Raw genomic sequence first — 13,871 nt, forward strand, 5'->3', positions numbered from 1 at the left:
CGGAGCCCCAGGAGACACCATGACGCTCGGTTCCCTGTCCGCGCAGATCCTCGACTACGGCAATCGAGCTGATCCGTACCCGCTCTACGCGGAGCTGCGCAAGACACCAGTCAGGCGGGAGGACGACGGCACATATCTGGTCAGCACGTACTACGAGGTGCGGAGTCTGGCCAACGACCCGCGGCTGAGCCAGGACCCGCGCAACCGCCCGCCCGGCTACACCCGCCCAGCGCAGTCGGAGGAGGACACCGACACCGTCCTGCCGCCGAGCTTCATCCTCACCGACCCGCCCGAACACGACCGGCTGCGCGCCACCGCGAACCGGCCGTTCGGCCCCCCGCACAGCCCCAGGTTCCTCGACTCCCTGCGCGGAGAGCTGGCCACAGTCGTCGCCGAGCTGCTCGACGCCTTCGAAGGCAAGGACCAGGTCGACATCGTCGACGACTTCGCCTACCCCCTTCCCGTCACAGCGATCTGCAAGGTCCTCGGCGTGCCGCGCGACGACGAACCGCGCTTCCACGGCTTGGCCGATGCCGTGGCGTCCGGCATCGATCCCCAGCACGGCGGCGCCGGCCAGGAGAAGAGCCAGCAGGCACGCCAGGAGCTGGGCGCCTACCTAGCGGACCTGATCGACACCAAACGCCGCCACCCCGGCCCCGGGATCCTCAGCGCCCTCGCCCCCGAAACCGGCCCCGGCGGCAGCATGACACCGGGGGATCTGGTGGCCACCGCGATCCTGCTCCTGGTCGCCGGCCACGAGACCACCGTCAACCTGATCACCAACGCGACCCTCACCCTGCTGCGCCACCCTGACGTCCTCCAGCGGTTCCAGAACGATCCGGGCCTGGCCGTCCCCCTCGTCGAAGAAGTGCTGCGGTACGAGCCCCCGGTCCAGTTCGTCCCCATCAACGTCGCACTGGCCGACATCGACCTCGTCGGCGTCACCATCCCCAAGGGCTCACCGATCTGGCTCATGCTGGCCGCGGCCAACCGCGACCCCAAACGCTTCGAGAACCCCGACCGGTTCGATCCCGACCGCAAGGACAACGAGCACCTGGGCTTCTACACCGGCATCCACTACTGCTTCGGCGCGGCACTCGCCCGGATCGAAGCGCAACTCGCTCTGCCCGAACTGTTCCGACGGGTCAAGAATTTCCGACTGCTGGAGGACCCGCCTCCGTACCGCGCCAACGCCGTGCTGCGCGGCCCTCGCCACCTTCCCGTGGCGATCGAGGGCTTCACAGTCTGAGCACAACGGAAGTGGCGTCCCGAGCAAAGCTGTCTGGTGAGGGGCGGTCGGTGCGAGCGGGGACAGGGTGGCGTCCAGCGGCCGGTTACGCCTGCTGTCGAGTTGGCCGTCCTACTGCTGTACGAGCGCGAAGACTTGGGACTTCGACAGCTGCGCGACCCCAGGCCCTTTGCCATCCCCTCGACCCGGCGGGTGGACACCCCGCGCACGTATCAGGTTGCAATCACACTGAAGGCCCGGCCGCCGACCGTCTGGAGCGCGGGCGAGGCGGCGAGGTACCGGGCGGTCGCTTGTCGCCTCCGGACACTCCTTCGCCGCACCGATGGTGCCCTGCCGGTACACCGGCGCCGACACCTCGGAACCGACGTACTCAGCGCCACTGTGGTGAATCCGGGCGCGTGGCCGATGGGCAGCGCTCGCCGTCGTGCGCCGACCTCGGTCAGGTCCGCCTCACCGATGGCGGCCGCCCGGCCGGCGACAACAGGGACGGCCGAGCGAAGAAGCAGAAGGCGAAGCAGGGCGGCCAGCCGTGGTGGCGGGGCGACTGCGCATCGCCCCTGCTGCGGCGCTCGCTCAGGTGGAGTACGAGGCCGGCACCGGCTACCCGGCTCACCTCGTACTCGCCGAGCTCCCCCGGCCAGGGCGGTGGAGGCGGATCACGACAACGGACTGCTCGGAACGTTGTCATTACATGCGGCGCGGGCGGACTTTGGTGGGACGGCCTGCCCAAGACCGTCCCGACCCTGCCACACCCCGCAACGCTCCCAAGCACCAGGCCGTTGAACAGGAGAAATACAGAAATCCGGCTGGAGTACCAGTACGGAGCGACCTCTGCCTGGTGCGTCACGAGGACCGGACCGTGCGATGGCTGGTCGAGGGGGCAGTCGTCCCGGGATGGGCTGTGGCCCCCGAAGGATACTTCAGCGTGTCCGTGCTGGTGATCGACGATTTCACCGTCGTCGTGCTGCTCTTGGCGCTCGCCTTGCTCGCGCCGCGGGTGTCGGCCCAGGGGGCGTCGGGCTGGATTCGCTGCCTCGTCGTAGGTGTGCTGGTGTCGGAACTCATGGCCTTGCTGCGGTGGTGCCTGTTCAACGCCGTCGTTGGCGAACTCCGCGGCTGCGGGGGGCGGGAGCGTTGCGTGGTCCGGCGCGCGAAGTCGTACCGGTGGGCCGGCCGGGCGCCGAGGCGGAATCCGCCTGGGGCTCCACGGAGGACGGAGTGTGCTGTGCACGCGTGATCGCGGACGACCTGCGGTTGATCAGCACCACGCCGCTGATGATGACGATGCCGCCTGCCACCTCCAGGGGGCGGGGAACCTCGGACAGCCAGACGAAGGAGACGATGAGTGCGACCGGCGGCACCAGGTACAGGGCGGCCGTGGAGACGCTCAGTGGGAGCCGGGCCACGGCGTAGCCCCAGATGACGAATCCCAGGGCGGACGGCAGAAGCCCGAGGTACACCACCGATATGAGCGCTCCCGCCGGGGCATCGGCGACGGCACGCAGGGTCGCCGGCAGCAGCGGCAGAGCAAGGGCGGTGCCCGCCGCCATCGCGTACGTGGCGACCTCCATGCCGCTGTAGCGGCGCAGGAGGGGCTTGGAGACGACGTGGTACACGCCCTGCACGACGGCGGCCGCGAGGACCACGAGCGCGCCGGCGGAGAAACCCGCAGAGCCGCCTGCGAGCGCGACGATCACGGAACCGCCGATGGCGACGCCACTGCCGATGGCCACATGGCGCGTCACCGGTTCGGACAGGAACGTCTTGCCCAGCAGCACGCTGAAGACGGGAGCGATGGAGATCAGCATGCTCGCGGTGCCCGCGGAGACATGGACCTCGCCCCAGTTGAGCAGTACCTGGTAGGCGGTCATGCCGGTTGCGCCGGCGAGCCCGATCAGCGGTAGGTCCCTGGGCCGGGGGCGCCGGACCCCGAGGAACGGCGCGACCACCGCCAATGCGACGGCGGCGATGGCCAGCCGCAGGAAGGACAGCGCCGCCACCCCCAGGCCGTCGACCCCGACGCGGATGGCCGGGAATGCCGAGGCCCAGAGCACGACGACGCCCAGCAGGGCGAGGAAGCTGCGGGAGCCGATGTGTGCGTTCACGTCTCTCACGATGCGCCGCGAAAAGCAAAAGGTCCAGTTAGTTGTTCTTCCTTGATCGTAAAGTAGACGTGAATCATAAAGGGGCAGCGCGGCATCAAGGACGAGGAGGGCCCGGCTTGATTGTTCGGGTCCGATATATAAGGATTTCTTCATGCTCGACGTGAGGCGACTCCGCATCCTGCAGTACCTGTCCACCTACGGCACGGTCGCGGCAGCGGCGCAGGCGCTGCATCTGACCGCTCCCGCCATTTCCCAGCAACTCGCGACGCTGGAACGGGAAGTGGGCCTGCCCGTCGTGGAGAAGCGGGGTCGCACCCTGCGCCTGACCCCTGTCGGTGAGCTGCTGGTTTCGCACGCGGACATCGTGCTGAGCGACCTGGCCGCAGCCGAGTCCGATCTGGAGGCGATCCGGGGTGGTGGGCGCGGCATGGTCCGCGTCGCCGCCTTCCCCTCCGCGGCCCGCACGCTGATTGCTCCCGTGTGGCAGCGCCTCCTCACCGAGGGCGAGGGCGAGGACGTCGGCGCCTCGCTCACCTTGGAGCTCGTCGAGCTGGAGCCTGGCCCGGCGCTGGAGGCGTTGCGCCGCAGGGACGTCGATCTGGCCGTCGTCCACGGGTACACGGTGCTGCCGCGGGACGTCCCCGCCGGATGCGAGCAGACCAAGCTCCTCGAGGAACCCGTCCTCTTGGCGCTCCACCCCGACCAGGCCGCCCGCATGGGCATCGCGCCCGGGGAGATCGTGGACCTCGCGCGGCTTTCCGGCAGCTCGTGGCTCACGCCGGGTCAGGAGACGTCCTGTTACGAGATGATCCAGCGTGCCTGCGGTGCGGCGGGGTTCGTCCCGGCCATCCGGTCCCGCAGCAGCGACTTCGCGGTACTGGCGGCGCTGGTTGCCGCAGGCGCGGGAGCGGCGCTCCTGCCCCGGATGGCGCTCCCGGACGCGTCGCCGGGGCCGATCAGTCTGCATCCCCTCCTGCACCCCGTGTCCCGCACCGTCTACACCGTCAGCCGGAGCGGCACGTCCCGGCGCCCCGACATCCGCCACCTCGGGGAGCTCCTGCAGCAGGCGGCGGCCGACAGTACGGCGACGCTGCAGGAGGCCGGCGGCTGACGGCGCCGTGGCGCTTGCGCGGCGAAGCGTCCGCCGGCACGGTGTCCCTGGCCGCAAGTGGCACATCGTGGTGGACACCCTCGGGTTGCCGCTGGCCGTCAGGGTCACGGCGGCGTCGGTGACCGTCCGTGAGACCGGACAGACACGCTGGGCCGGCTGCGGCAGCGGCACTGGTGCGTGTCACGGGTCCAGGCGGGTGTAGCCGGGACTGGGCTCCCGGCCGTCGGTGCGACGCCCGTGTGAGGGTGGGCCTCGCCGGGCCGGCCCCCAAAGTCTCCATTGCCCACTCGGCGCGCGCCTGGGCAGGCGTCGATCAGGCCGTGAGGGAAGGCATCGACCACGACCGGAATAATACGCATGTTCGAATATCAGTTTCGAGCACCGTGCCGCAATCCGGTACAAATATGGTGATTGCTCCAGAATCGTGCGGCTATGTGATCGCGCTGAGGTCCCGAGGGGTGGGTGACCCGCGCAGGGCCGCTCAGGCAAGACCGGCGGCCGCACGCTCCGCTGTATGGCAGACGTCGCACGTCAGTCGTCTGGCTTCGGGCCTGGGCGGGGGGTTGGGCACGCCAGGAAGCGGATCGCTGGTGATATGCACATGCGTTCGGCACATCCCGGCCCCGCACCGGGCACAAGCGGCTACAGCGACAGCCTGTACCGGTCGAAGCGCGTTAGTAGCGCAGTCAAAGCAGTTCATGGCGACCGGCCTTTCTGGATATAAAGCCTTGCCATACTGACGAGACTTGCTGTGATTACCCCACCCCTACAGTTGAACATGCGAGCGAGTGGACCTGTTCGGTGGCTGCGCCACCCAAAAGACTGGGGAAGAGCCCTCCACTGGTCCTGTGCGACACCGCTGGATCGTCGAACATATTCCTTCCTTGGGTGCGTGGCGTAGTGTCACCGGCCAGGCTGGCGTTCTGTGATCTCCTGAAGTACCCAGCCATTGCCGTCCGGGTCGCTGAAGGTGGCGTAGGAGGCATAGGAGGTGCGGTCGGGGTGTGGGCCGGAAATCCGCTCCTGGCCTGCGTCGCGGTGGACGGCGTCTCCGCCCTCGTGGCCGTGGTGGAGAAGCCCGCCTGCGTCGTGGAACACTTCGCTCACCTTGATGCCACGGCCGACGAGCTCCGCGCGGGCCTGCTCGACGTCCGAGACGATGAGGTACAGGCCCTGGGTCGAGCCGGGGGCGGCTGAGATCATTCCCTTGCCGAAGATGATCGAGCACCCGGAGCCGGGCGGCGTGAAGTGCACCAATCGGTAGTCGTCACTGAACACGTTGTCGACGTCCAGGCGGAATCCCACAGCCGCGTAGAAACTCTTGGCCCGATCCACGTCGGAGACGGGCAGAACGATGACTTCGAGCTTCAGATCCATCTTTTCACTCCCCCTTCATGGGTTCGGGCTCCGCGTGCGTTATCAGCCGAGCAGGAGGGGTCACTCAATTCGCCACCTCTCAAAGAGATGGCGACGACGTCCCCGTCGCCGCGCCGCAGATTGGGCATCACCACTGGTAAGGAGGCCCAAGAAGGCGCCCTGAACGCGCCCTTCCAGCGTGCCTCCAGCGTGGCTGGTGCGCATTCTGAAGGAACAGCCCCGTCCTTCCGTTCTCGCCGGGTATTGATCGGGCTGCTATACCGAGGCGGGTAGCGTCCTGAGGCGTGGTGCAGCAGGTATTGCCCCGTGGGCACTGTCGCCTTGGTTGATGAGCCGAGTACCTGGGACGATCCTCAGGTCTTCTGCGAGGTCGAGAAACTGATGCTCGCCCGCGGGTGATCGTCTCGTACGAGACGATCCGGCAGTGGTGCGCGAAGTTCGGCCGGGCCCAAGGCGTGTTCAGAACTGGACTCCGTGCCGCGCGCCGCTCCGTGATGATCTCGGTGTGGGGCGTGGGGATCTCTCAGACGACCAATGGGCAGAGCAGGAGCCGTTGTTGCCGGTTGCGCCGGTCGGCAGACCATCACTGTGTCGGCGGAAGCTGATTGACGGGATCCGGTGGCGGGTGCGGACCGGTGCCCCGTGGCTGGATCTGCCGGCGGAGTACGGGCCGTGGCACACGGTCTACGGGCTCTTTCGCCGTTGGCAGCGCGATGGTGTCTGGTCCGTGATGCTGACCAGGTTGCAGGCTCGCGCCGATGGGCTGATCACCTGGGAGGTCAACTTCGATTCCACGGTCTGCCAGGCCCACCAGCACGCGGCAGGTGCTCGCCGCGAGGGCAGGGCCAGAAAGAGCCGCCGGGCGGCGTCCGCACCGAGCCCGACGATCACGGCCTGGGACGGTCCCGGAGCGGCTTCACCACCAAGATCCATCTGGCCTGCGAGCAGGGCCGGCGGCCGTTATCGCCTCTGATCACCGCCGGGCAGTGCGGTGACGGCCCCGTCCGCTTCGAAGACACCGTCCACGTCGCCGCGATCAACAAATGGTCGCGATCGTGCCGGCGGTGTCGGCCCTGCATGCCATGCTGACCACGGTGCCAGTCCAGCGTGTCGGCAAGGGAAAACTCTGCTGGGGGCCACGTACTACTGCGCGGACAGCGAGAACGGCGTCCACGTCGACGACCCCTCCGAGGACGCGCTGTTCATCCTGATCGATGAGCTCAACGGCTCGGACAGCACCTTCGTCGTCATCCGGCCCGATGAAGACGACCCGGCCTGGTTCGCCTCCGTGGCGGTCCTGGACGAAGGCGGCTACGAGGTCGTCCTCTGCGACGCCACCCGCCGCCAGCAGGAGGTCACCACGCAAGCCCGCATCGGCCACATCGCCGGCGACCTCATCCATTGGTTGGCCGCCCGCGACTTTCCCGGGCGGCCAACCAGGCAGACCAGCGACTTCCAAAACACGCCTTGGGACGCTGATGCATCCAGCAGCGCCGCCCAGTCGGCCACGGGCGTCCTCGTTTGTAGGCGACCGCGGGCCGTCGGACAATCCGCCTGTTCCCGATCCGGTCGGGAACAGGCCGGTCCGCACCCTGCGTTAGGGTTGTGGTCATGCCGGATGACCCCGTTGTCACGTCACATCCCGTGGTCGAAGCCGTGCTGGCGCACTACCGCCTCCAGATCGGCCCGGACCTGGACACCTATCGCAACCATGTCTACCGCGGCCTCAACTACCAGCGGCGACTGCTCGGGCGCAAAGCGGTCTCGAACGACCAGGCGCTCGCCTGGGCAGTGCACGACCTGGGGATCTGGACCGCACGCACCTTCGACTACCTGGCGCCCTCGGTGGAGCTGGCGCGCGAGCATGCCGGCGAGGCCGAGGTGGCAGACCTGCCGCGGGTCATCAAGATGGTGGAACTGCACCACAAGCTGCGCCCCGTGCACGATCCGCTGGTCGAGGCCTTTCGCAAGGCCGACCGGATCGACGTCATGCGAGGTCATCTCCGCAGCGGTCTCGGACGCCGGGAGGTCGATGAGATCACCGAGGCACTGCCCTACTGCGGGTTCCATCGCTTCCTGCTGCGCGAGGCGACCCGGCACATCACGCGGCACCCGCTCCATCCACTCCCCATGTTCCGTTGGTAGTCCATCGCATACGCAGACAGAGTGGACCCGATAAATCGCCCGACTTTCCCGGTCAACCACTCATCCCGAAGCCTGTCGGACTCACCCCGGGGCCGGGAAAATGGGCGCGGGTGCCCGTCCGGAGGACGTCGTATGTGCTTGGTGCGAGTGAGCCCGATAGCCAGTCGGACGCGAGGGGGCCGTGTGCAGAAGGCCCATGTTGTTGCCATGAGCACGCAAAAGAGCGTCTTTGAATCCTGCGGCGACTCCGCTGCTCAATTCCGTACGTGCGGGTGTGCGGGTGCGGGATGATCGCTCACGCGGTCGTTGTCCTGTCGTGCGGCCGCAGGGGCGGCGTGGATGTCGATGCAGCCGAAGGGGTTGCCACTTTCACCGGGCTGAGCCCGCGCTGCTTCGGGAAGTTGGTGACCGCACTGCGCCGCGAGGGCGCGGATGCCGTGCGACGGGGACGTCGTGGGGTCTGCCATTGGAGGACCGGCTCCTACTGGTCGCGGCCTTCTGGCGCATGAACTTGACGATGCGCCAGCCCGACCCATTGTTCGGGGTCTCGAAGTCCGCAGCGGATCGGATCATCGACCAACCTCGGGCCGACGCTCGCGCTGCATCCACACAAGCGGTTCCGCCAGGACGCCGTGCTCATCGTCGACGGCACGCTGGTCCCCACCTGGGACCACACTGTCGCCAAGCAGTCGAAGAACTACCGCTGTTCCACAGGCCATCAGGTGGTCATCGACGCAGATACCCGCCTCGTCGTGGTGGTCGGCCGGCCCGTTCCGGGGAACCGGCACGACTCCGGCGGTTGGGAGGAGTTCGGGCCAAGGCCGCCGTCGGCAAGGCGACGACCATCGCCGACGGCGGCTATCAAGGGACCGGACTGGTCATTCCGCACCGCCGTCGCAAGGGCGAGGAACTCCCGGACTGGAAGAGGGAGCACAACCGGTCGCACAGGCAGGTGAGGGCCCGCGTTGAGCACACCTTCGCCCGCATGAAGGGCTGGAAGATTCTGCGCGACTGCCGCCTCAGGGGCGACGGTGTCCATCACGCCATGCTCGGGATCGCCCGCCTGCACAACTTCGCTCGCGCCGGATAGGCGCACCGCCCGCTCACCCGGGCGGTCTCGCCTTCACCAGGGCGAAGATCATTTACGAGACAGCCATACCTTGGCCACCTTCAGCTCCTCTTCGGGCGTGGCAAATCGACGCAGACATCACCGTCGCCTATTTGACGGGTGTCGAATCAAGTGCCGGGCCGGCACTTGCTCAACTGGGACAGATCGGGTTGCGGAGCCCGAATCTATGAAGGTGAATGGTCTCCGACATCAAAACCACCCGCGCGGAGTTCGCCATGCGGTCACCTTCAGCGACCGGACGGCAACGGCTGGGCGTTTCAGGCCATCTGCCCTATCGAACCGCAGTGATCCGGTGAAGCCGCAGCTCCCGGCGGGGCTGACAGCCTTCGCTCCCCCAGGCCGGCCGGAACGGCCGAGCACCGCGGCCGCGGGGAGGTGGGCCTGGACAACCGCGCGCACCCTCCCCTGAAATCCAAGCCCGCGAAACCCGAGAAGGACACAGGAAACAGCTGTGAACGACACCCACCGCACCTACGACGTCGTCGTCATCGGCGCGGGCCCCGTGGGCGAGAACGTGGCCGACCGGACCCGTGCTGCGGGGCTCAGTACCGTCATCGTGGAGAGCGAGCTGCTCGGCGGCGAGTGTTCGTTCTGGGCGTGCGAGCCCAGCAAGGCGCTGCTGCGGCCGGTGCTGGCACGCGCCGACGCCCTCCGGGTGCCGGGACTGAGACGGGCGGTGGACGGGCCCCTGGACGTGGCAGCCGTACTCGCGCACCGCGACGACATCGTCAGGCGCTGGCAGGACGACAACCACGTCGCCTGGCTGGAGTCGGTCTCTGTCGACCTCGTACGCGGCCACGGGCGCCTCGACGGCCCCCGCCAGGTCGTGGTGACCACCCCCGACGGCGAGAGCGTGCGGCTCAGTGCCCGGCACGCGGTCGCCGTCTGCACCGGCACCGGCCCGGCAATGCCGGACCTCCCCCATCTGGACGACATTCGTCCCTGGACCAACCGTGAGGCGACCAGCGCCGATCGGGTGCCCGGTCGTCTCGCCGTGGTCGGCGGCGGTGTGGTGGCCGTCGAAATGGCCACCGCCTGGCGTGCGCTCGGCGCCCAGGTGACCATGCTGGTCCGCGGCAGCGGGCTGATTCCCCGCATGGAGCCGTTCGCCGGCGAGATGGTCGCGGACGCATTGCGCGAGGCGGGCGTCGACCTGCGATTCGGAGCCTCCGTCACGTCCGTGACACGAGAGGGAGGAGCCGACGGGGAGGCACGCATCACCCTGGCGGACGGCGGGCAGCTGACCGCGGACGAGATTCTGTTCGCGACAGGCCGGGCCCCGCGTACCGGCGACATCGGTCTGGAAACCATCGGTCTCGCCCCCGGCGACTGGCTGACCGTCGACGACACCTTCCAGGTCACCGCCGTCCCGGACGGATGGCTCTACGCCGTCGGTGATGTCAATCACCGCGCCCTGCTGACGCACCAGGGCAAGTACCAGGCCCGGATCGCGGGCGCCGTGATCGGAGCCCGCACCCACGGTGAGCCGGTGGACGACAGCAAATGGGGCGCACACGTCGCCACCGCCGACAGCGAGGCCGTACCGCAGGTGATCTTCACCGACCCCGAGGTCGCCGCTGTCGGCCTGACCACACAGGACGCGGAGCGCACCGGACGCAGGGTCAAGGTGGTGGACTACGACATCGGCAGCGTCGACGGCGCCGTCCAGTACGCGAAGGGGTACCGCGGCAAGGCTCGCATGCTGGTGGACACCGACCGCGGCACCGTGGCGGGGGTCACCTTCGTCGGCCCAGGCGTCGCAGAACTGCTGCACTCGGCAACCATCGCGGTCACCACCGAAGCGCCGGTCGAACGACTCTGGCACGCCGTCCCCGCCTTCCCCACGATCAGCGAGGTCTGGCTGCGGCTGCTGGAAACCTATCGTGGGTAGGCCAGCGGTTCGCAGTACGGCCAGAGGTCGTTTCTCCCGTCGTTCATTCATCCCATGTGCATGCGAGTCAGGCGACCGCACCTGGCTGATCTCCCGCCCCTCGGGATGCCGTGTCGAGCCCGACCAGTGGGGCCTCTCCGGTCACGGTGAGCGCCGTGACCAACTCCTCCAGGTCGGCTCCAAGAGGGGTGTCGCAGTCCCAGACGGCCTCGTAGGCGATCTCGAGGGGTGTCCCAGCCTGGAGGAGGGGGCGGCAGCTCGTGTGCTCGTGTGTGACCTTGGAGCGAGGCAGGAGTGCTGCACCCAGGCCCATCGCTGCCCATTCGTCCACCGCCCGGAAGCTGGCGGCTTCACCAGGGTAGGTACGCAGCGCCAGGTCGTGGCCGTGGAAGAGTTGGGTGGTGTAGGTCGTCAGTCCGCAGGTGGGGGGCCCGAGGATGTACGCGGCGTCCGCTACGGCCTTGAGTTCGACCGGGCTGTCGTCCCCGGATGCGTCGGGGTCGATCACGACCACCGGTTCACGGGCGATGACATGGTGCCGCAGTGTGGGCATGCCGGGCACGGCGGGGACGAGCACGATGTCCAGCCGGCCCGCCTCCAGGTCGGCGCGTAGGGGGTCGAGGTCCGCTTCCCGCAGAACAAGGTCACGCGGGCGCTTCAGGGTGCGGGCGGCATTGAAGGCGCGGGCGACGAGTTCGGCCCCGATCAGGGGTGACACACCCATGCGGATCGTTTCGGTGACCGGACTGGCCAGCCGTTGAGCCTCGGCGGTGAGCGTGTCGAGGGAACCGAGGACGTGGTCGATCAGGGGCAGGATCCGTGTGCCGTGCTCGGTGGGCCTGACCCCGCGCGGTGAGCGGTCGAAGAGCTTCACGCCGAGCTCCTCCTCCAGCCGCGCGACGCCGCTCGACAGGGCCGGTTGCGTCACCCCGTAAGCCCGTGCGGCGGCACTGAAGGACTTCGTCCGGGAGACTGTCTGGGCGTATCGCAGCGCCTCGATGTTCACGACTCTCTCGCCTCCTCGCCATAGCCACCCGTTATGTCCATATTCACCCCGATCCACTACCGGAGCGGTGCGGACCGCCCTACAGTCTGCGGCGTTCCCCGGACATTCGGGAACCGGTCAGATCCGAGGCCCCGGGCCGACGCCCCGAGCCAACCCCCTGAGGCTCATGAGGCACTAAGCCCGACAACGCGCCGCCCCGTACCTTCACCACTGGCGACTGCGAAACCGACGCGGCTGCCCTCGTCGAGGTCCAGAGCATTGTCGTAGCCGTCGACCCGAGCCTGGCTCGCCACTCCGCAGTGCGCAGCGACCGGCGGGATGGCCCAATTGACCGATGCCAGGGTCCACGTCGTACACGTTGCCGCGTCGGCGGTCGCCTGGGACACGGTCGTACGACTGGAAGACGACTCCCAAGGCCACGAAATTCTCGAGGAGGCACTCGGTGCTCTCCGTTGAGCTGGGAGTCGGAGCCTATGGCGAGACCGTCCACACCCTGGCCGGGCAAGCGCCCGATGTCATCAATCTCCTAGGCCGCCGAGGAGACCGGTGTGGATCTCGTCGCGCTCAGTCCGCATCACCGGGGTGCGTCCGGCGCCCTCTCCAGCCCGCGCGTCAGCGATGCCGTCTCCCACACAAGCCGGATCGCCGTACTTCCCGCCCCGGATCCGGGCCCGGACAAGGGACTTCGGCGATGTCGGTGAGCACGACAGGACCTGAGGCACACAGACCGGACATACCCGACGCGCCGGCTCAGGCCGCACGGCCATTCCGTCGCCCGGCAGGGCATCCGGGGACTGCCGCAGGGGCAATCAAGATGCTTGCTCTGGCAAGTCCGACCCGCGGTGACCGGCGTCGCTGCCTGGTCGCGGGTGTACTGACGGGCGGCGCAACTGCATTGACGCAGCCTTGACGAGGCCGCACTGGCACCGCGTTCTTCGGGAAGGAGCGGCGCCGAAGCGTGCTGCGACGGAACGCCCGGCGTCCGACCGGCCACCGGAGCAGCGAGTCTGCCACCCCGGGTCCGGGGCTGGTCGCATTGCGCCTGATTGATGAATTCCTGCCTCGCCGGCCGGTGCGCGATACGAGTGCCGCTGAGGGGCATCTCGGGCGGCGGTGAGATCGTCCGTGCGTAGCTGACGGCCCGGCGCCTTCGACGGGTGTATCAAGACCGGATACTCGTTTGGGGACAGCCGTATCTCTTTGCACAAGAGCTTCGCGCGGGTTTCCGGTCCCTTTCGCCGGCCCCCGACCGGCGCGCGGCGATCTGCCCGCCCATATCCGGCGACGAAGTCCCAGGCCGCCGCCGGGCGGGCCCGTACGGTGTGTCCGGCGACGGTCGTCGCATCAGGTCACGGGGTGTCGGTGCTGCTCTTGTCGGCCTGGTCGAAGAACTTCATGGCCATGAAGCCGTGGGCGTAGCCGCCGCCTGCGCGCAGGGCGGCGGTGATCATGACGGTCTCTGCCAGTTCCTGCTGGGTCGCGCCCGCGGAGTGTGCGGCGTTGGTGTGTGCCTCGATGCAGTACGCGCACTGGGTGGTCAGTGCCACGGCCACGGCCATGAGTTCGGTGTACTTGGGCGGGATGACCTTGGTGCTGCCGCGCAGTACCTCGTTGTCGAAGGCCATGAATGTTTTGAAGGCCTCGGGGGCGCCGGCGCGGATGTGCTTGGCGTACTGGTGGTCGGTGTGCTCGTGGTAGGCCACGGTGTGCTCCTGTGCGGTCGGCCGTGGGGGTGCGGGAGGACGGGGTGTCCCGCGGCTGGTTCCGTATGTGCTGAAAAGAAGGGGGAGAGCCGGTCAGTATTTGTTGCGTCCGGCCCTGACGCCGCCGTCGACGTCCCAGGTGGCGCCGGTGACCC

The 13,871-nt window shown here is 68.3% G+C and carries 10 protein-coding genes and 2 pseudogenes; 7 read left to right on the plus strand and 5 right to left on the minus strand.

Going from position 1 to position 13,871, the window contains the following annotated elements:
• The first annotated feature begins 19 nt into the window (after window positions 1-19).
• Window positions 20-1,249: a cytochrome P450 gene (locus ABT078_RS36320; protein ID WP_351235571.1), complete on the plus strand. Its 1,230-nt coding sequence runs from the start codon at window positions 20-22 to the stop codon at window positions 1,247-1,249.
• A 111-nt stretch (window positions 1,250-1,360) separates the two neighbouring features.
• Here the strand turns inward: ABT078_RS36320 and ABT078_RS36325 are convergent, their stop codons facing one another.
• Entirely contained in the window at window positions 1,361-1,639 is a 279-nt protein-coding gene (locus ABT078_RS36325; protein ID WP_351235591.1) for a hypothetical protein, read from the minus strand.
• 698 nt (window positions 1,640-2,337) lie between these two features.
• A complete protein-coding gene (locus ABT078_RS36330) occupies window positions 2,338-3,354 on the minus strand; it encodes a DMT family transporter (RefSeq protein WP_351235573.1) in 1,017 nt (338 codons plus the stop codon).
• A 151-nt stretch (window positions 3,355-3,505) separates the two neighbouring features.
• On the opposite strand from ABT078_RS36330, the gene ABT078_RS36335 reads away from it, so the two are divergent.
• Window positions 3,506-4,465 carry a LysR family transcriptional regulator gene (locus ABT078_RS36335; protein ID WP_351235576.1) on the plus strand — a complete coding sequence of 320 codons (960 nt, stop codon included), beginning with the start codon at window positions 3,506-3,508 and terminating at the stop codon, window positions 4,463-4,465.
• Window positions 4,466-5,368: 903 nt separating this feature from the next.
• On the opposite strand, the gene ABT078_RS36345 is transcribed toward ABT078_RS36335, so the two are convergent.
• The gene (locus ABT078_RS36345) at window positions 5,369-5,842 is read right to left on the minus strand and encodes a VOC family protein (RefSeq protein ID WP_351235580.1); all 474 of its coding nucleotides are present in this window, start codon (window positions 5,840-5,842) and stop codon (window positions 5,369-5,371) included.
• A 505-nt stretch (window positions 5,843-6,347) separates the two neighbouring features.
• Here ABT078_RS36345 and ABT078_RS36350 point away from each other — a divergent pair.
• The 5 genes and pseudogenes from ABT078_RS36350 (at window position 6,348) to ABT078_RS36370 (ending at window position 11,007) form a co-directional block, all read left to right on the plus strand.
• A complete protein-coding gene (locus ABT078_RS36350) occupies window positions 6,348-6,815 on the plus strand; it encodes an IS5 family transposase (protein ID WP_351235593.1) in 468 nt (155 codons plus the stop codon).
• A gap of 156 nt (window positions 6,816-6,971) precedes the next feature.
• Window positions 6,972-7,298, plus strand: a pseudogene (locus tag ABT078_RS36355) (hypothetical protein); the annotation flags it as partial.
• Between the two features lie 155 nt (window positions 7,299-7,453).
• Complete coding sequence (locus ABT078_RS36360) at window positions 7,454-7,987, plus strand: hypothetical protein (protein ID WP_351235582.1); 534 nt, start codon at window positions 7,454-7,456, stop codon at window positions 7,985-7,987.
• Window positions 7,988-8,274: 287 nt separating this feature from the next.
• Window positions 8,275-9,077 (plus strand): annotated as a pseudogene (locus ABT078_RS36365) (transposase).
• A 490-nt stretch (window positions 9,078-9,567) separates the two neighbouring features.
• Window positions 9,568-11,007, plus strand: a complete 1,440-nt coding sequence (locus ABT078_RS36370) for a dihydrolipoyl dehydrogenase family protein (RefSeq protein WP_351235584.1) — start codon at window positions 9,568-9,570, stop codon at window positions 11,005-11,007.
• 67 nt (window positions 11,008-11,074) lie between these two features.
• On the opposite strand, the gene ABT078_RS36375 is transcribed toward ABT078_RS36370, so the two are convergent.
• The gene (locus tag ABT078_RS36375) at window positions 11,075-12,013 is read right to left on the minus strand and encodes a LysR family transcriptional regulator (RefSeq protein ID WP_351235586.1); all 939 of its coding nucleotides are present in this window, start codon (window positions 12,011-12,013) and stop codon (window positions 11,075-11,077) included.
• A gap of 1,349 nt (window positions 12,014-13,362) precedes the next feature.
• A complete protein-coding gene (locus tag ABT078_RS36380; RefSeq protein WP_351235588.1) occupies window positions 13,363-13,716 on the minus strand; it encodes a carboxymuconolactone decarboxylase family protein in 354 nt (117 codons plus the stop codon).
• Between the last annotated feature and the right edge of the window lie 155 nt (window positions 13,717-13,871).

Origin of the sequence: Streptomyces sp. NPDC002133 (genome assembly GCF_040296405.1) — a bacterium.
GTDB lineage: Bacteria > Actinomycetota > Actinomycetes > Streptomycetales > Streptomycetaceae > Streptomyces.

Bases quoted from the DNA above. Each gene is read 5' to 3' on its own strand.
- ABT078_RS36320 (WP_351235571.1), top strand. From the start codon at position 20: ATGACGCTCGGTTCCCTGTCCGCGCAGATCCTCGACTACGGCAATCGA.
- ABT078_RS36335 (WP_351235576.1), top strand. From the start codon at position 3,506: ATGCTCGACGTGAGGCGACTCCGCATCCTGCAGTACCTGTCCACCTAC.
- ABT078_RS36345 (WP_351235580.1), bottom strand. From the start codon at position 5,842: ATGGATCTGAAGCTCGAAGTCATCGTTCTGCCCGTCTCCGACGTGGAT.
- ABT078_RS36360 (WP_351235582.1), top strand. From the start codon at position 7,454: ATGCCGGATGACCCCGTTGTCACGTCACATCCCGTGGTCGAAGCCGTG.